Consider the following 18,012-nt stretch of genomic DNA (forward strand, 5'->3'; position numbering starts at 1 on the left):
CGTCAGTGACCGATCCGGGCGCGGACCTTCTCGGGGAGGGCGGAGACGGCCGCGACGATCAGGCCGCCGACGAGCAGGCCCAGCACCGCGGACGCGAGGGTGTTGACGAACCAGCCCGCGACGGCACCGGCGGCCCCCAGGGCGTCGTGGACGAGGACCTCGACGTGGTGGACGGCGTCGTACGGCGCCGCGAGGCCGAGCTCCTCCATGCCGACGAGGAGGATGTGGCCGCCGACCCAGAGCATCGCCGCGGTGCCGACGACGGAGACGACCGCCATGACCTTCGGCATGCCCCGCACCAGCGACCGGCCGAAGCGCTGCGCGGCGGGGGAGGGACGGCGGGTGAGGGAGAGGCCGACGTCGTCGACCTTCACGATCACCGCGACGACGCCGTACACCAGCACGGTGATGCCGATCGCGACCACGACGAGGATCGCGGCGCGGGACCAGAAGCCCTCGGTGGCGACCTCGTTCAGCGAGATCACCATGATCTCCGCCGAGAGGATGAGGTCGGTCCGGATGGCGCCGGACACCATCGTCCGCTCGGCCTCCTCCGGCGTCTGCGGCGTCGAGGAGACGTCCGCCGTGGCGGGGCCGTGGTGCTCCTCGGCCGGGCGCAGCTTGTGCCACACCTTCTCGGCGCCCTCGTAGCAGAGGAAGGCGCCGCCGAGCATGAGGATCGGGGTGAGCAGCCAGGGCAGGAACTGCGACAGCAGCAGCGCGGCGGGCAGGATGATCAGCAGCTTGTTGCGCAGCGAGCCGACCGCGATCTTGCGGATCATCGGCAGCTCGCGGTCGGCGGCGACGCCCTGGACGTACTGCGGGGTGACCGCGGCGTCGTCCACCACGACCCCCGCCGCCTTCACGCTGGCGCGCCCCGCGGCGGCGCCCACGTCGTCGATCGACGCGGCCGCCATCCGGGAGAGAGCGGCGACGTCGTCGAGCAGGGCGAACAGTCCGCTGGCCATGGCGGCAGGCTACCGAGACACCGCCGCGGGCGGGGCCTCGAGGATTCTCGTCGGGCGCGGGGGGCGGCTTACCGTGGAGTTCTTCACAGGACCACCGACAGGGGAGCGAGTCAATGGACTACAAGGTCGCCGATCTCAACCTGGCCGACTACGGCCGCACGGAGATCACCCTCGCCGAGAACGAGATGCCGGGCCTCATGGCCATGCGTGAGCGGTACGGCGTCGAGAAGCCCCTCGCGGGGGCTCGCGTCACCGGTTCGCTGCACATGACGGTCCAGACCGCCGTGCTGATCGAGACGCTCGTCGACCTCGGTGCCGAGGTTCGCTGGGCCTCCTGCAACATCTTCTCCACCCAGGACCACGCCGCCGCCGCGGTCGTCGTGGGGCGCCCCGAGTCCGGTGGCACTCCCGAGGCCCCCGCCGGCGTCCCGGTCTTCGCCTGGAAGGGCGAGACGCTGGAGGAGTACTGGTGGTGCACCGAGCAGGTCCTGAACTGGGGCCCCGGTGTCGAGCCGAACATGATCCTGGACGACGGCGGCGACGCCACCCTCCTCGTCCACCTCGGCGTCGAGGCCGAGAAGACGGGTACGGCGCCCGACCCGGCCACCGCCCAGAGCGCCGAGCAGCGCGTCATCTTCGGCGTCATCGCCCGCGCGCTCACCGAGGACGACCAGCGCTTCAGCCGCATCGCCAACGAGGTCAAGGGCGTCACGGAGGAGACCACCACCGGCGTCCTCCGCCTCTACGACCGGATGCGCGAGGGCTCGCTGCTCTTCCCGGCGATCAACGTCAACGACTCGGTCACCAAGTCGAAGTTCGACAACAAGTACGGCTGCCGCCACTCGCTGATCGACGGCATCAACCGCGGCACCGACGTCCTCATCGGCGGCAAGGTCGCGGTCGTCTGCGGGTACGGCGACGTGGGCAAGGGCTGCGCCGAGTCGCTGCGCGGCCAGGGCGCCCGCGTCATCGTCACCGAGATCGACCCGATCTGCGCGCTGCAGGCGGCGATGGACGGCTACCAGGTCACCACCCTCGAGGAGGTGCTCCCGACCGCCGACATCATCGTCACCGCCACCGGCAACAAGGCGGTCGTCACCGTCGACCACATGCGGTCGATGAAGCACCAGGCGATCGTGGCGAACATCGGCCACTTCGACAACGAGATCGACATGGCCGGCCTCGAGGCCGAGGGCGTCGCGACCCGCAAGAACGTGAAGCCCCAGGTCGACGTGTGGACCTTCAACGAGGGCTCGGGCGCCGAGGGTGAGGGCACCACGATCATCGTGCTCTCCGAGGGCCGCCTGATGAACCTCGGCAACGCGACCGGCCACCCGTCGTTCGTGATGTCGAACTCGTTCACCAACCAGGTGCTCGCCCAGATCGAGCTCTTCACGCGCACCGAGGACTACCCGGTCGGCGTCTACGTGCTGCCCAAGCACCTGGACGAGGAGGTCGCCCGCCTGCACCTGGGCGCCCTGGGCGTGCGCCTGACGGAGCTCAGCCAGGACCAGGCGGACTACCTGGGCGTGGCCGTCTCCGGCCCGTTCAAGTCCGAGGCGTACCGTTACTGAGGCATGACAGACATCGCACCCCGTGGCCGCGTGCTCGTGGTCGACGACGACGCCTCGCTCGGCGAGATGTTGTCGATCGTGCTGCGGCAGGAGGGCTTCGACTCCCGCATCTGCACCCGCGGTGACCGCGCCCTCGCCGAGTTCCGCGACTACAAGCCGGACGTCCTGCTCCTCGACCTGATGCTGCCGGGTCGGGACGGGATCGACGTCTGTCGCGAGATCCGCGCGGAGTCCGGGGTGCCGATCGTCATGCTCACCGCGAAGGGTGACACCGTCGACGTGGTCGTCGGCCTCGAGTCCGGGGCCGACGACTACGTGGTGAAGCCGTTCAAGCCGAAGGAGCTCATCGCCCGGGTCCGGGCCCGGGTGCGCCGGGTCGAGCCCCCCGGCCCGGAGACCCTCCGGATCGGCGACCTCGAGATCGACGTCTCCGGCCACACCGTGACCCGCGGCGGCCGCTCGCTGTCGCTGACGCCGCTCGAGTTCGACCTGCTGGTCGCCCTCGTGCGCAAGCCCGGGCAGGTGTTCAGCCGCGAGGTGCTGCTCGAGCAGGTCTGGGGCTACCGCCACGCGGCCGACACCCGACTGGTGAACGTGCACGTCCAGCGCCTGCGGTCGAAGGTGGAGACCGACCCGGAGAACCCCGAGATCGTCGTCACCGTCCGGGGCGTGGGCTACAAGGCCGGCACCCCCTCCGCGGCCTGACATGAGCACGCCGGCGCCCCCGGCGTCCTCGACGTCCACCGCCGCGGCGTCACCGACGACCGCCCCGACCGACGGCGCGCCGTCGGGCGACGACCCGTTCGCGGACGTCGGACGACGACGTCGTCTCGCGGAGTCCCTGCGGACCGGCCTCACCGTGTGGCGCCGTTCCATCCAGGTGCGCGTCGTGGCCAGCACGATGGTGCTCTCGGCCCTCGTCGTCGGCGCCGTCGGGTGGTTCCTGCTGCAGCAGACCCGCGACGGCCTGCTCGACGACCGGGTGGAGGCGGTGGTCGCCGAGGCCGGCAACGAGACCGCCGAGGCCCAGGACCGGCTGCTCGCCGCCAGCGGCACCGACGCCGACGCCGCCGGACAGCGCGTCCAGCTCATCGAGCCCATCGTGAACCGCGGCGAGGCCCGCGGGTTCGCCGTCGTCCTCGCCGGGCCGACGGAGCCGGGGGAGTCGCTGGGCGAGGCGGGCGACACCCAGTTCACCCCCGGCCTGGACGTCGCGAGCGTCCCGCCCGCGCTGGTGGCCCACTTCGCCGACTCCTCCTCGCCGGCGTGGACCTACGGCCGCATCCGCAGCGAGGACGACCGCGGCCGCTCCCGCAGCGGCCCCGCCGTCGTGGTCGGCTCGCAGGTCGAGCTGCCCGCCGACGGCGAGACGTACACGCTGTACTACCTCTTCCCGCTCGAGGACGAGGAGGAGACGCTCGCGCTCGTCACCCGCGCGCTCCTGACCGCCGCCGTCCTGCTGCTCCTGCTCGTCGGCGGCGTGACCTTCCTGGTCACCCGGCAGGTCGTCACCCCGATCCGCCTGGCCCGGCAGGTGGCCGAGCGCCTCGCCGCCGGCCGGCTGACCGAGCGCCTCCGCGTCGCCGGCGAGGACGACCTGGCCCGCCTCGCGACGTCGTTCAACCAGATGGCGTCCAACCTGCAGACCCAGATCCGCCAGCTCGAGGAGCTCAGCCGCCTGCAGCGCCGGTTCGTCTCGGACGTCTCCCACGAGCTGCGGACGCCGCTGACGACCGTCCGCATGGCCAGCGACGTCCTGTACGACGCCCGCGACAGCTTTCCGGGCGGCACCGGGCGCGCGGCCGAGCTGCTGCAGACCGAGCTCGACCGCTTCGAGGTCCTGCTCGCCGACCTGCTGGAGATCAGCCGCTTCGACGCCGGCGCCGCCGTCCTCGAGATCGAGGACGTCGACCTCGCCGACCTGGCCCGCCGCGTGGTGGACGTGACCCGGCCCCTCGCCGACCAGCGCGGGGTCAGCGTCGTGGTGGACGCCCCCGCCCGCCGGGTGCGGGCCGAGGCCGACGCGCGGCGCGTCGAGCGCGTCATCCGCAACCTCGTCACCAACGCCATCGACCACGCGCGTCCCACCTCGGGCGACGCGGCCGGGGCCGGCGCGGGGGCCGGACAGGGTGACGGCACCGCCGCGGACGTCGTGGTGCGGGTGGAGGGCGACGACCGGGCCGCCGCCGTGGCCGTGCGCGACTACGGGATCGGGCTGGAGTCGGGGGAGTCGGCGATGGTCTTCAACCGGTTCTGGCGGGCGGACCCCGCCCGCGCCCGCACCTCCGGCGGCACCGGTCTGGGGTTGTCCATCTCGCTGGAGGACGCCCACCTGCACGGCGGCTGGCTCCAGGCCTGGGGCCGTCCCGGCGCCGGCGCCCAGTTCCGTCTCACTCTGCCGCGCCGCAGCGGCGGCGAGCTGCGCCAGAGCCCCCTGCCGCTGGTGCCGACCGACGCGGGGAGCCGGCGGTGAGCGGCCGTCGTACGGCGGGGGTGGCGGCCCTGCTCGTCGCCGTCGTGCTGCTGGTGTCGGGCTGCGTCCGGCTGCCGGTGTCCGGACCGGTGGTGGCCGAGTCCGGCGAGACCACGCGGACCGAGACGCCCGGCACCTTCTACGTCCCCAGCGGGCCGCAGCCGGGGGAGTCGCCGACCGACATCGTCCGTCACTTCATGGAGGCCATGACGGCGACGCCGCTGCAGACCGGGGTCGCGCGGGAGTTCCTCACCGACGACGCCGCCGGCTCGTGGGAGCCCGACCGGGAGACCATCACCTACTCGGGCGCGCTGCGACCCACGGGCGGCACCGAGGTCTCCCTCCGCCTGCCGGACGCCAGCCGCCTCGACCGCACGGGCACCTGGCTGGGCGACCTGACCGGGCCGGCGTCCGTGCTGGGCTTCCCGATGTCGCGCGTGGACGGCGAGTGGCGCATCGCCGAGGCCCCGGACGCGCTCGTCGTCCCCGAGACCTGGTTCGACGACCGCTTCCGCCCCGTCTCGCTCTACTTCTTCGACCCCGAGGCGACGATCCTCGTCCCCGAGCCCGTCTTCGTCCCCGACGGCGAGCAGCTCGCGACCACCCTGGTCCGACGGCTGCTCGACGGGCCGCGGCTGCCGGGGGTCTCGCGGACGTTCCTGCCCCCCGAGGCCTCCCTCGGGCTGTCGGTGACCGTGTCGCGCTCCGGCGTGGCCGAGGTGACCCTCCAGGGCACCGGTCGCTCCGTGGCCGACCCCGAGGTCGCCTCCCTGCTGCTGACCCAGCTCGGCTGGACGCTGCGCCAGGACCCCTCGATCGACGCGTTCCGCCTCGTCGTGGGCGGCGAGCCGGTCCGGCTGCCCGACGGCACCTCGCAGGTGCCCGTCGACATCGGCGGGGAGTTCGCCCCGTGGGTCTCGGCGAGCAGCAGCCGGCTCTTCGGGCTCCTCGACGGCTCGGTCGTCGACGTCTCGCCGGGCGAGGGCACGGCCGCGGTCGCCGGGCCGTTCGGCACCGGGGACTACGGGCTGGGCGAGATCGCCGTCGACATGGCCGGCGACCGGCTGGCGGGCGTCTCGGACGACGGGACCACCGTGCTGGTGGGCGCCGTCGACGACGACGGCACCGAGGTCCGCACCGTCCTGTCCGGCGGCGAGGACCTCGGCAAGCCGTCGTGGGACCACGCCGGCCGCCTGTGGACCCTCGACCGCACCGCGGCCGGGGGCCGGGTCTCGCTGGTCACGCCCGGCGGCGAGCTGCGCGAGCTGGACGTGCCCGGCGTGACCGGCCGGTCGGTGAAACGCATGATCGTCTCCCGCGACGGGTCGCGGCTGGTCTCCGTGGTCCGGGGACCCGAGGGCGACTCCGTGGTCGTCAACCGCGTCCGGTACGGCGACGAGGGCGGGATCACCCTCCTGACCGCGGCCCGGACCGTCTTCGCGGGCAGGGAGGAGCCGATCCGGGTCGTCGACGTCGCCTGGTCCTCCCCGACCACCCTGGACGTCGTCGACCGCAGCCAGCGGATCTGGTCGGTCACCGAGGTCCCCGTCGACGGCTCCGGGGCGAACGCCGACGACCAGACCCCCCTCGCGCTCGACCGCACCCCCGTGTGGCGCGTCGCGAGCGCCCCCGAGGACGGGCTCCCGGCGTACGTCGTCACCGCCGACGGCGCCGAGGTGCTCGGCAGCCTGCTCCGCACCTCCGACGAGGTCGACCCCCGGGTCCGCGGCCTGACCTACGTGGGCTGAGGCGCCGCCCCCGCTCGCGGGGCCACCCGACGTCCCCAGGCGCTCCGCGGGGCCCGTCGTCCCCAGGCCCGCCGCCGGCGGCACCGCTCCGCGTGGCCGACGTGGTGGGCTCGGGCATGACCGAGTCGCACCCCACCGTCGACGACCCCGGGGGACCGCTGCGGGTGCGCGAGGCCGTCGCGGACCTGCTCACCGGGGTCACCTGCCTCGGCTGCGGCCGGCCCGGACGGTTGCTGTGCGCGCCCTGCCGCGGCGCGCTGCCGACGACCGCCGCGCCGGCCGTCCTCGACCCCGTCCCGCCGGGGCTCGCACCCACCTGGGCGGCCGCGCCGTACGACGGGGTGGTGCGCGCGCTGGTCGTCGGGCACAAGGAGCGGCGCCGGCTCGCCCTGCGGGCGCCGCTGGCGGACCTGCTCGCAGCCGCCGTGCGGGCCGCCGCGCCGGGCGCCGGCCCGGTCCTGCTGGCGGCGGTGCCGAGCCGTCCCGCCGTGGTCCGGGCGCGGGGTCACGACCCGCTCGGAGCGGTGGTCGCGCTCGCCGCGCGGCGGCTGCGGCACGAGGGGGTCGCCGCACGGGTCGTCCGGCTCCTGGCGCCCCGCGGCGCGGTCGCCGACCAGGCCGGCCTCGACGCCGCGGCACGAGCGGCGAACCTCGCCGGGTCGCTGTGGTGCCCCCACGTCCGCCGTCTCCCGGCCACCGCGGCCGGGTCGCGGCTCGTGGTCTGCGACGACGTCGTCACGACCGGGGCCACGCTCGCCGAGGCGCAGCGCGCCCTGGCCGCGGTCGGGCTGCCCGTCACCGGGCACGCGACCGTCGCGGCGACGCTCCGGCGCCACCCGAGCTCCGGACGCCCGGCGCCGACCGGGGCGACCTCCGAGCCGCTTCCGCTTCCGCGAGCCGACCGACTGCACTAACGTCTCGTCATGGAGTCCGTCCCGGCACGTGGCAGGTGCCGCCGGCACGCCGCGACCGGCACGTCGCGAGCGCGGAGGGACGCACTCCGCGTCACTCCTCCTCGTGGTCGTGGGGCTCCGCACGCCCACCACGAACGCCCCGTCCGGGGCTAGAACGAGGGAGGTCGCAGCATGGAGGTCGTCGTCAGCGCTCGGCACTGCGAGGTGTCCGAGGGTTTCCGTGCCCACGTCGAGGAGAAGCTCGCCCGACTCGAGAAGCACGACCACCGCATCATGCGGATCCAGGTCGAGGTCTCGGCCGAGCGCAACCCCCGTCAGCACGACCAGGCGGTGCGCGTGGAGCTGACGGCCTTCTCCCGCGGCCCGGTCGTCCGCGCCGAGGCGGCCGCCGAGGACAAGATGGGTGCCCTCGACCTGGCGATGGACAAGATGGCCTCCCAGATGCGCCGGGCCGCCGACCGCCGCCGGGTGCACAAGGGACGCACGGTCCCCGCCGAGGTGGGCCAGACGCTCACCGCCCCGGCGCCCGCCCCCGCGGTGCAGGACACCGAGGACGGCGTCACCTCGCGCCACGTCGGGCCCATCGAGGTCACCGGTGACGGTCCGCTGGTGGTCCGGGAGAAGAGCCACCCCGCCGAGCCGATGACGCTCGACCAGGCGCTCTACGAGATGGAGCTCGTCGGCCACGACTTCTACCTGTTCGTCGACAAGGAGAGCGAGCGCCCGGCGGTCGTCTACCGGCGACGGGGCTACGACTACGGCGTCATCTCGCTCGAGCTCGGCGACTGAGGCACACCCGGCCGGGCTCGTCCCCGGGTCGGCGTCACCGTGGCAGGATGCGGTGGTGGCCGATCCGGGGACTGCCGCCGACGTGAGGGTGCTGGTCGCGGACGACCAGGAGCTCTTCCGCCGGGGGCTCGCGATGGTCCTCGACGCGGAGGACGGCGTGTCCGTGGTCGGCTCCGCCGCCGACGCCGACTCCGCGGTTGTCGAGACCGCCCGCACGAGGCCCGACGTCGTCGTCCTCGAGGGCCGCATGTCGGGGCGCGGCGGCCTCGACGCCTGCCGGCGCATCACCGCCCACCACCCCGGCGTCCGGGTGATCGTGCTCAGCACCTCCGACGACGAGGCCGACCTGTTCGAGGCGGTCCGCGGCGGCGCGCTCGGCTACCTGCTGAAGGACGCCTCGCTGCCCGAGCTGGTGCAGGCCGTCCGGGTCGTCGCCGCCGGCCAGTCCCTCATCAGCCCCTCGATGGCGGCCAAGCTCGTCAGCGGGTTCCGCGAGGCCGAGGTGGCCGACGCCCGCCCGAGCGACCCCGCGAGGCTCACGGCCCGCGAGCTGGAGGTGCTGACGCACGTCGCGCGCGGGCTGGCCAACCGCGAGGTCGCGGCGCGGCTGTCGATCAGCGAGAACACGGTGAAGAACCACGTCCGCAACATCCTGGAGAAGCTCGGGCTGCACTCGCGCATGGAGGCCGTCATGTACGCGATGCGGACCAAGCTCCTCGATCTCCCGTGACCCCGTCCCTGCCCGGCCCCGCGCCCGAGCGGCTGACCCGGACCCGCGCCCGCCGCGTGGCGCTGGCCGCCCAGGGGTTCACCGACCGCCCCCACGCCACCCCCTCGCTCCGCACCCTGGAGCGGACGCTGCGCCGTACCGGCGTCCTGCAGGTCGACTCCGTCAACGTCCTCGCCCGCGCCCACCTGATGCCCGTGTTCTCCCGCGTCGGCCCGTACGACGTCGACCTGGTGCGCCGCGCCTCCGAGGTGCGCCCGCGCCGGATGGTGGAGTACTGGGCGCACGTGCAGGCCTTCATGCCGGTGGACCTGTGGCCGGCCATGCGCCACCGGATGGCCGAGCACCGACGCCGCCACGAGGCGGACGGCCCGCGCTGGTCGCCCCAGGTGGAGGCCGACGTCCTCGCCGAGGTCGCCGCGCGCGGACCGGTGACGGCCCGCGACCTCGACGACGGTGCGCCCCGTCGGACCGGGCACTGGGGCTGGAACTGGAGCGAGGCCCGGCAGGTGCTCGACCTGCTCTACCGCACCGGTGAGGTGGCGATCGCCGGCCGCAACCGCCAGTTCGAGGTCCTGTACGACGTCCCGGAGCGGGTGCTGCCGCCCGACGTCCTCGCCCGGCCGACGCCCTCGGTCGAGGAGGCGTCCCGCGAGCTGGTCCGCCGCGCCGCGGCGTCCCACGGCGTGGCGACGCTCGTGTGCCTGCGCGACTACTACCGGATGTCCCCGGCCGCGGCGGCGCGGGCGGTCGAGGAGCTCGTCGAGTCCGGGGAGCTGCTGCCGGCGCGCGTGGAGGGCTGGGACCGCCCGGCGTACCTGCACCACGAGGCCCGCACGCCCCGTCGCATCGGTGCCCGGGCGCTGCTGAGCCCGTTCGACCCCGTGGTGTGGGAGCGCGAGCGGACCGAGCGACTCTTCGGGTTCCGCTACCGCATCGAGATCTACGTCCCCGCGGCCAAGCGGGTGCACGGCTACTACGTCCTGCCGTTCCTGCTCGGCGACCGGCTGGTCGCCCGGGTCGACCTCAAGGCCGACCGTGCCACGGGCCGCCTGCTGGTCCACGCGGCGTACGCCGAGGCGGGCACCTCGGCCGGTGAGGTCGCCGACGCACTGGCCGACGAGCTGGCCGACCTGGCGGACTGGCTCGGGCTGGAGACGGTGGTCGTGGGCGAACGCGGGGACCTCGCCCCGGCCCTCGCCGCCGCCGTGGGCCGCGGCGGGCGCTGAGAGCCGGCCGGCATCGGGGGATCGGGCCGCTCCGCATGGCCCGCGCGGGTCATGGTGGGCGGCCGGGCGTCGTCCTAGGTTCGCGGGCATGGTGAGGGACCTCGCGCTGGCCGCCCTGGTGGGCCCGGGACTGGTCCTGGGCCTCGCCACGACCCTGGACCAGCAGGGCGTCCTCGCGGTGGAGGGGATGTGGCTGCGGGTCGTCACGGTGAGCGCCGTGGCGCTCGCCCTGTGCGCGTTCGTGCTCCTGAGCGGGCTGCGGCGGGCCCCGTCGCCCCGACGGCGTCCCCGGCGTCGCGGCCGCCCGGGCTGATCGTGTCCCGGGCCTCCGTGCTCGCCGGTTAGAGTTGACGACGGCCCCGGGCCCGAGCAGCAGACGACCCGGCCGATCCTCCGTCCCGAACCCCAGGAGACATCCGCTGTGCCCGCCATCATCGACAAGCTCCTCCGCATCGGCGAGGGCAAGATCCTCCGCGAGCTCCAGGCGATCTCCAAGGCGGTCAACGCCATCGAGGACGACTACAAGGAGATGACCGACGAGGAGCTCGCCGGTCAGACCGTGGAGTTCAGGAAGCGCCTCGCCGACGGCGAGACCCTCGACGACCTGATGCCCGAGGCCTTCGCCACGGTGCGCGAGGCGGCGTCCCGGGTGATCGGCCAGCGGCACTACGACGTCCAGATCATGGGCGGTGCGGCACTGCACCTCGGCAACATCGCCGAGATGAAGACCGGCGAGGGCAAGACGCTGGTCGCCACGCTCCCGTCGTACCTGAACGCCCTGTCAGGCAAGGGCGTCCACGTCGTCACCGTCAACGACTACCTGGCGAAGTACCACGCGGAGTGGATGGGCCGCGTCCACCACTTCCTGGGCCTCACCACCGGCGTCGTCGTCCCGCAGATGCGCCCCTCCGAGCGCCGCGAGGCCTACGCCTGCGACATCACCTACGGCACGAACAACGAGCTCGGCTTCGACTACCTGCGCGACAACATGGCCGGCTCCGTCGAGGAGTGCGTCCAGCGGGGCCACAACTTCGCGATCGTCGACGAGGTCGACTCGATCCTCATCGACGAGGCCCGCACGCCGCTGATCATCTCGGGCCCCACGCAGGACGAGGTCCGCTGGTACGGCGAGTTCTCCCGCATCGTGAAGAAGATGGAGCGCGAGGTCGACTACGAGGTCGACGAGAAGAAGCGCACCATCTCCGTGCTCGAGCCGGGCATCACGAAGGTCGAGGACCACCTCGGCATCGACAACCTCTACGAGTCGGCGAACACGCCCCTGATCTCGTTCCTGAACAACGCGATCAAGGCCAAGGAGCTGTTCCGCAACGACAAGGAGTACGTCGTCATGGACGGCGAGGTGCTCATCGTCGACGAGCACACCGGCCGCATGCTGTCGGGCCGCCGCTACAACGACGGCCTGCACCAGGCCATCGAGGCGAAGGAGGGCGTGACGATCCGCGAGGAGTACCAGACCCTCGCCACGATCACGCTGCAGAACTACTTCCGCCTCTACACCAAGCTCTCCGGCATGACCGGTACGGCGATGACCGAGGCCAGCGAGTTCGACAAGACCTACTCCCTCGGCGTCGTCCCCATCCCGACGAACAAGGCGATGGTCCGCCAGGACGGCGCCGACCTCGTCTACCGCACCGAGGACGCCAAGTACGAGGCCGTCGTCGAGGACATCGCGGAGCGCCACGAGAAGGGCCAGCCGATCCTCGTCGGCACCGCCTCGGTCGAGAAGTCCGAGCAGCTGTCGGTGCTGATGAAGAAGCGCGGCATCGCGCACACGGTGCTGAACGCGAAGGTCCACGCCGACGAGGCGAAGATCGTCGCGATGGCCGGCCACAAGGGCGCCGTCACCGTCGCCACCAACATGGCCGGTCGCGGCACCGACATCATGCTCGGCGGGTCGGTCGAGTTCCTCGCCGACCAGGAGCTCCGCAAGAAGGGCCTGCAGCCGGCCGGGGAGACCGCCGACGAGTACGAGGCCGAGTGGCCCGAGACCCTCGAGCGGCTGAAGAAGCAGGTCGCCACCGAGCACGACGAGGTCAAGGACCTCGGCGGCCTCTACGTCGTCGGCACCGAGCGCCACGAGTCGCGCCGCATCGACAACCAGCTCCGCGGTCGTTCCGGCCGGCAGGGCGACCCCGGGGAGTCCCGGTTCTACCTGTCGCTGCAGGACGAGCTGATGCGGCTGTTCAAGTCCGACTGGGTCGACCGGGTGCTGCAGGTGCTCAAGGTCCCCGACGACGTCCCGATCGAGAACAAGCGCGTCACCGGGGCCATCGCCAGCGCGCAGGGCCAGGTCGAGTCGCAGAACTTCGAGTCCCGCAAGAACGTCCTCAAGTACGACGACGTGATGAGCCGCCAGCGCGAGGTCATCTACGGCGAGCGCCGCCAGGTCCTCGAGGGCGCCGACCTCAAGGAGCAGGTGCGCGGCTTCCTGGACGACGTCGTCGAGGGCTTCGTCATGGGCGCCACGATGGAGTACGCCGAGGACTGGGACCTCGAGGCGCTGTGGACGCAGCTGGGCCAGGTCTTCCCGATCTCCATCGACCGCGAGGAGATGACCGAGAAGGCCGGCGGCCAGGCCGCGCTGAGCCGCGAGAACCTCGTCGAGGACCTCCGCGCCGATGCCCACCGCGCGTACGACGCCCGCGAGACCGAGGTCGGCGAGGACGTCATGCGCGAGCTGGAGCGGCGGGTGCTGCTCTCCGTGCTCGACCGCAAGTGGCGCGAGCACCTCTACGAGATGGACTACCTCCGCGAGGGCATCCACCTGCGGGCCTACTCGCAGCGCGACCCGCTGGTGGAGTACCAGCGCGAGGGCTTCGACATGTTCGGCGCGATGATGGACGGCATTAAGGAGGAGACGGTCGGCTTCCTGTTCAACCTCGAGGTCGAGGTCGAGCAGCACGACGACCACGAGCACGTCCTGGTCTCGGACCCGGACGTCGCGGACGGCGCCCTGGAGGGCGACCTGCCCGAGGAGGGCGACGAGGACGACGCCGAGGTGGCCACCGTCGGTGCCACCGCCCGGACCCGCCCCGACGCGCCCCAGATCCGCGCGAAGGGCCTGGAGCCGCAGCGCTCGAACCAGCCGCTGTCCTACACCGCGCCGTCCGAGGACGGCGAGGCCGAGGTGCACACCGAGGCGCCCGTCGCCGACGACGACCCGTTCGCGGGCACGGGCCGCAACGCCTTGTGCCCCTGCGGGTCCGGCAAGAAGTACAAGCGCTGCCACGGCGGCCCGGGCGGCGGCCCGACCGGCACGACGACCCGCGCGGGGGGCTGAGCACCCCCGTGCCCGGTGTGCCCCGGCACGTGGTGCTGCACGTCGGCGCCATGAAGACGGGCACGTCGTTCCTGCAGTCGGTGCTCGACCACCACCGCGCACCGTTGGCCGCGGCGGGGACGACGTTCCCGCCCTCCAGCGTGCACGCGGTGCGGGCCGTGCTGCGCGGCCCCGCCCAGGGCCCGCCGGACGCGACCCGGTGGCGCGAGCTGGCGGGGTCCACCGACGGCGACCTGCTGGTCTCGATGGAGTTCCTCAGCTTCGCCGGGCCGGAGCGGATCGCGCTGCTCCTCGAGCCGTTCGCCGGCGACCGGGTGAGCGTCGTCGTCGGCGTCCGCGACCAGCGGGCCGTGCTTGGCGCCCAGTGGCAGACCCACTGCCGCAACCGGGGCGTGCTGGCCTGGCCCGACTGGCTGCGCGCGATCCGCGGCGACGCCGACCCGGACGCGGCCGGCGTCGCCGACGCCCGCCGTACCTGGGACCGGGCGCAGCGGGTCCCGCGCCTGCTCGACCGCTGGACGGACGCCGGCGTCGACCGCGTCGTCGCCGTCACGGTCCCACCGTCGGGGACGGACCCCGGCGTGCTGTGGGACCGCTTCGCGCGGGCGGCCCGGTTGCCCGAGGTCCCCGTCGACGTCACGCTGGCGCGGACCAACCCCTCGCTGGGCCACGGCTCCTGCGAGCTGCTGCGCCGGGTCAACCCGCTGCTGGCGGACCGCCCGGCCGGGAGGTACCGGCGGGCCGTGCGCGACCTCGCGAACACCGCGCTCGTCGCGCGGCGTGACGCCGAGAGCCGCGTGGTGGCCGACGAGGTCGCCGTACGGCGGGCGCTCGAGGCCAACGCCCGGGTCCGCGAGCGGCTCGGCGACGGCGTGGAGCTCGTCGGCTCGCCCGACGACCTGCCGACCCCGGAGGAGGTCGGGACCCCGCCCGCCGGGCGCGCGGCCTCGGTGTGCGAGGAGGCGGAGGTGGCGGCCGCGGGGCGGACGGCGTACGCGCACCTCCACGGTCGGCCCGCCCCGGACGGCGCGGACGTCGCGTGGCTCGTCGCGGAGGTCGCGGAGGGCCTGCGGTGAGGCACGGGCATGATCGGGGCATGTCCCGCCGCGTCGTCCTGCACATCGGGGCGATGAAGTCGGGGACCAGCTTCGTGCAGTCCACCTTGCGCCGCCGTCGCCCCGCCCTGGCGCGGGAGGGCTGGACCTACCCGCGCGCCAGCATCGACGAGGTCCGCGCGGGCCTCGGACGCGGGCGGCCCGGGGGAGTCCCGGACCCGGAGCCGTGGCGGGCCCTGACCGCCGTCGAGGGTGACCTCGTGGTGTCGATGGAGTTCCTCTCCTTCGCCCGGCCCGCACACCTCGACGACTTCCTCGCCCCGTTCGCCGACGACGACGTCACCGTCGTGATGGGCGTGCGGGACCAGGTGCGGAGCCTGCCGTCGCAGTGGCAGACGTGGTGCCGCAGCCGGGGGACGCTGGACTGGCCGGACTACCTCGCCGCGCTCCGCGGGGAGGGCGAGGGCCAGGTCGCCGCCGACGTGCACGCCGCGCACACCCGCGTCCGCGCGCCCGCGGTGCTGCGCCGGTGGTCGGCGCACCCGGCGGTGGACCGCGTCGCGGTCGTGACGGTGCCCGCCGCGGCCGAGCCGGCCGAGCTGTGGCGCCGGTTCGTCGCCGCGTCCGGCCTGCCGCCGGTGGAGGTGGACCTGGAGCGCGCCCGGCCGAACGCCCGGATCGGGTACGGCTCGACCGAGCTGCTGCGGCGGGTCAACGGCCACCTGCCGGACGTCGGCTACGGCGAGTACCGCCGCGCCGTGAAGGCCTTGTGGGACGAGGTGCTGGCCCCGCGCAGCGACGCGGAGTCCCGGATCGTGCTGGACCGCCCCGCGACCGAGGCCGCCCACCGGGCCAACGCGGTGGTCCGCGACGTCCTCGCCGACCCGGGCGCCGGTCTCGTGCTGCACGGTGACCTCGGTGACCTGCCGGTCACCGGGGAGCCCGCGGTCGAGGTGGCCGGACCGCCGCCCGCCGGGGAGGTCCTGGCGGCGGGGGAGGCGGCGCTGGCGTGGCTCGGCGAGGACGCCCGCGCCGACCCGCGTGCGACCGACGCCCGGGAGCTGGCCGCGCGCGTCGCCGCCGGCCTGCGGCGGCGGCACGGCTGGTAGGCGACGCGACTCAGGCGAACTCGAGGGCCGCGCACTGCCAGCGCCCGCCCGCCAGCTCGAACCGCGCGGCGATCGCGCGGGACCGGGCGCCGTAGCGGACGTGGATGCTGGTCTCGGCGACGTCGCGGCCCACGAAGCTGGTCCGCACCCCGAGCACCTGGGCCCGCACTGCGGTGCGGTGCCGACGGCCCTGGCCGGCGACGTGGCCCCCGGCGCGGGCGACCAGGTGGGCCCGGCGGGCCAGGTCGGCGTACACGGCGGGGGTGGTCCACCGCAGCAGCTGGCTGACGGGACGGTCACCGGCGACGACCTCGACGACGGCCTGGGCGTAGCGCCAGGACCACGCCTCGAGCGCGCGGCGCTGCTGGCGGTCGATCGGGACCACGTCGCCGCGGCCCCCGTGGGTCCCGCCGCGGCCACCCCCGTGGTCGAAGCCGTGGTCGTCGTCCTCCGGGGCGAGCCGGGCGGGCACCGGCGGCGGCTCGAGGCGCGGCGCCAGGTCGAGGGCGAGCGTCCCCTGCACGGTCGGGATGTCGGCGGGCATGGGTCCTCCTAGTCGCGGGAGCGGTCGTGGTCGGGTCGGGCGTCGGGAGCGGCGTGGCCGGGGGTGCGCAGGTGCTGGCCGGGGAGGAGGAGGTCGGGGTCGGGACCGACCACGTCGGCGTTGGCCGCCCAGAGGGCGCGCCACTCCGCGTCGACGTCGGCGGCCGACGGGGCGCGGTCGTCCCGTGCGCGGAGCCGGTCGGCCGCGAGGTCCCACAGGGTGTCGCCCGGCCGGACGACGTGGACCCCACCCTCGCCGGCGGAGGGACGGACCGGGTCGCCCGGTGTCGCGCGGCCGCGGGGGCCCCGGTCGCGGTCGGCGTCGCGGGCACCGGGACCGGAGTGCGCACGGTCGGGCATCGGCAGGCCGTGCAGGTCGGGGCCGTCGGGGTCAGGGGTGGCGGCCACGGCGGCAGCTGGGTCCGCGGAGCCGACGAGGGCACCGGAGGCGAGCGAGCCGCCGACGGGCACCGGGCGGGGCAGCGGGTCGGCCGAGGCGGGCAGGGTGAGCCCGGTGACGAGGGCGCCCGTCGCGGCGGCTCCGCAGGCCGTCAGCAGCAGCCGTCGCAGCGCCGCCGGGCACCCCGGCACCGCGTCGCGTCGGACGCCGCGGGCGGCGTCGAGGGCCACCAGCCCGGCGACGACCCACAGCCAGCCCAGCGCGAGGCTCGCGGCGGCCGCGGCGAGCCAGCCCAGGAGCACCTCGAGGGGGCGCGCCTGCCAGGAGCCGTCGGCGACCGCGGCTGCTGCGTCGGTGAGGTCGGGCGCCACGAGGGCGCCCAGGCCGAGCACCGCGACGCCGATTCCGCCCCAGACGCCGAGGCACCGCAGGGCGGGCGCCGAGGGGACGTCGGTGGCGGTCATCGTCGTTTGCCTTTCGTTTGACCTTGTTTGCGTCATTTGACGTTGTTTGCGCATGATCGTCAACCTCTGCGTCCACAGGTGGAGGCGCCGGTGCCGTGCGACGATGACCGGGTGGGGGCGGGCGACGAGCAGCTGTTCGGCCTCCTGGAGGACCTCGAGGCGCAGGCCGAGAGCGCGTACGACGCCGAGCGCCGGGTCGACCTCGAGGACCGGAGCCGGGCCGAGTACCGCGAGGTCACCCTCGCCGCCCGGCTCGTGGCGTCGGTGGGTCACGACCTCGAGGTCGACGTCGCCGGGGTCGGGCCGGTCCGCGGCGTCCTCGAGCGGACGGGCGACGGCTGGCTCCTCCTCCGGGCGCCGTCCCAGGACTGGGTCGTGCGGACCGCGTCGCTGCACCGCGTCGTCGGCGCCTCCGACCGCGCGGTGCCGGAGGCCGCCTGGTCACCGCTGCAGCGGCTCGGCGTCGCCTCGCTCCTGCGCCGCCTCGCCGACGCCGGCTCCCGCTGCGTCGTCCACACCCGCGACGGTCGTCGTCACGAGGTCGTCGTCACCCGTGTCGGCGCGGACTTCCTCGAGGCCCTCGAGGGCACCGGCGACTCCCGCCGCTCCGTCCTGCTCACCCTGGACGGCCTCGCGGCCGTGCAGAGCCCCGAGCCCGAGCTCTAGCGCCCGGTCGGGCGAGTCGGCACGTCTGTGCAGCTGAGAGGGGTCGAGTCGG

General features: G+C 74.4%; 16 protein-coding genes. 13 read left to right on the top strand and 3 right to left on the bottom strand.

Going from position 1 to position 18,012, the window contains the following annotated elements; translation table 11 throughout:
- Positions 1 to 2: 2 nt before the first annotated feature.
- Positions 3 to 968 (bottom strand): DUF808 domain-containing protein, encoded by a 966-nt coding sequence (locus Q0858_RS03445; protein ID WP_299051139.1) that lies wholly within the window; start codon positions 966 to 968, stop codon positions 3 to 5.
- Positions 969 to 1,081: 113 nt separating this feature from the next.
- Here Q0858_RS03445 and ahcY point away from each other — a divergent pair, with 113 nt between their 5' ends.
- From ahcY to Q0858_RS03505, 12 genes are all read left to right on the top strand, one after another.
- On the top strand, positions 1,082 to 2,542 hold the full coding sequence (gene ahcY, locus Q0858_RS03450; protein ID WP_299051141.1) for an adenosylhomocysteinase: 1,461 nt from the start codon (positions 1,082 to 1,084) through the stop codon (positions 2,540 to 2,542).
- Between the two features lie 3 nt (positions 2,543 to 2,545).
- Positions 2,546 to 3,247, top strand: coding sequence for an MtrAB system response regulator MtrA (gene mtrA / locus Q0858_RS03455; RefSeq protein ID WP_299051143.1), 702 nt, complete (start codon positions 2,546 to 2,548; stop codon positions 3,245 to 3,247).
- A gap of 1 nt (position 3,248) precedes the next feature.
- Positions 3,249 to 5,015: an MtrAB system histidine kinase MtrB gene (gene mtrB / locus Q0858_RS03460; protein ID WP_299051145.1), complete on the top strand. Its 1,767-nt coding sequence runs from the start codon at positions 3,249 to 3,251 to the stop codon at positions 5,013 to 5,015.
- The gene (locus Q0858_RS03465) at positions 5,012 to 6,763 is read left to right on the top strand and encodes an LpqB family beta-propeller domain-containing protein (protein ID WP_299051147.1); all 1,752 of its coding nucleotides are present in this window, start codon (positions 5,012 to 5,014) and stop codon (positions 6,761 to 6,763) included. The genes mtrB and Q0858_RS03465 overlap by 4 nt, the downstream gene beginning before the upstream one ends.
- Positions 6,764 to 6,879: 116 nt before the next feature.
- Positions 6,880 to 7,677 carry a phosphoribosyltransferase family protein gene (locus Q0858_RS03470; RefSeq protein ID WP_299051148.1) on the top strand — a complete coding sequence of 266 codons (798 nt, stop codon included), beginning with the start codon at positions 6,880 to 6,882 and terminating at the stop codon, positions 7,675 to 7,677.
- A gap of 171 nt (positions 7,678 to 7,848) precedes the next feature.
- Positions 7,849 to 8,466, top strand: a complete 618-nt coding sequence (raiA, locus tag Q0858_RS03475) for a ribosome-associated translation inhibitor RaiA (RefSeq protein WP_299051150.1) — start codon at positions 7,849 to 7,851, stop codon at positions 8,464 to 8,466.
- Between the two features lie 55 nt (positions 8,467 to 8,521).
- Positions 8,522 to 9,196, top strand: coding sequence for a response regulator transcription factor (locus Q0858_RS03480; protein ID WP_299051152.1), 675 nt, complete (start codon positions 8,522 to 8,524; stop codon positions 9,194 to 9,196).
- Positions 9,193 to 10,422: a crosslink repair DNA glycosylase YcaQ family protein gene (locus tag Q0858_RS03485; protein ID WP_299051154.1), complete on the top strand. Its 1,230-nt coding sequence runs from the start codon at positions 9,193 to 9,195 to the stop codon at positions 10,420 to 10,422. Before Q0858_RS03480 ends, Q0858_RS03485 begins: the two co-directional genes overlap by 4 nt.
- A gap of 88 nt (positions 10,423 to 10,510) precedes the next feature.
- Positions 10,511 to 10,735, top strand: coding sequence for a hypothetical protein (locus Q0858_RS03490; RefSeq protein WP_299051156.1), 225 nt, complete (start codon positions 10,511 to 10,513; stop codon positions 10,733 to 10,735).
- Between the two features lie 108 nt (positions 10,736 to 10,843).
- Positions 10,844 to 13,723 (top strand): preprotein translocase subunit SecA, encoded by a 2,880-nt coding sequence (secA, locus tag Q0858_RS03495; RefSeq protein WP_299051159.1) that lies wholly within the window; start codon positions 10,844 to 10,846, stop codon positions 13,721 to 13,723.
- An 8-nt stretch (positions 13,724 to 13,731) separates the two neighbouring features.
- On the top strand, positions 13,732 to 14,799 hold the full coding sequence (locus tag Q0858_RS03500) for a hypothetical protein (protein WP_299051161.1): 1,068 nt from the start codon (positions 13,732 to 13,734) through the stop codon (positions 14,797 to 14,799).
- A 20-nt stretch (positions 14,800 to 14,819) separates the two neighbouring features.
- Positions 14,820 to 15,887: a hypothetical protein gene (locus Q0858_RS03505; RefSeq protein WP_299051163.1), complete on the top strand. Its 1,068-nt coding sequence runs from the start codon at positions 14,820 to 14,822 to the stop codon at positions 15,885 to 15,887.
- Positions 15,888 to 15,897: 10 nt separating this feature from the next.
- Here Q0858_RS03505 and Q0858_RS03510 read toward each other — a convergent pair whose 3' ends face one another.
- Together Q0858_RS03510 and Q0858_RS03515 are read right to left on the bottom strand one after the other, a co-directional pair.
- Positions 15,898 to 16,431 carry an Rv3235 family protein gene (locus Q0858_RS03510; RefSeq protein ID WP_299051165.1) on the bottom strand — a complete coding sequence of 178 codons (534 nt, stop codon included), beginning with the start codon at positions 16,429 to 16,431 and terminating at the stop codon, positions 15,898 to 15,900.
- A gap of 8 nt (positions 16,432 to 16,439) precedes the next feature.
- Positions 16,440 to 17,294 (bottom strand): LysM domain-containing protein, encoded by an 855-nt coding sequence (locus tag Q0858_RS03515; RefSeq protein WP_299051167.1) that lies wholly within the window; start codon positions 17,292 to 17,294, stop codon positions 16,440 to 16,442.
- A 111-nt stretch (positions 17,295 to 17,405) separates the two neighbouring features.
- Between Q0858_RS03515 and Q0858_RS03520 the strand changes: the two genes are divergently transcribed.
- Positions 17,406 to 17,960, top strand: a complete 555-nt coding sequence (locus Q0858_RS03520) for a hypothetical protein (protein ID WP_299051168.1) — start codon at positions 17,406 to 17,408, stop codon at positions 17,958 to 17,960.
- Positions 17,961 to 18,012 lie beyond the last annotated feature (52 nt).

The organism is uncultured Nocardioides sp. (assembly GCF_947489365.1).
Classification (GTDB): domain Bacteria; phylum Actinomycetota; class Actinomycetes; order Propionibacteriales; family Nocardioidaceae; genus Nocardioides.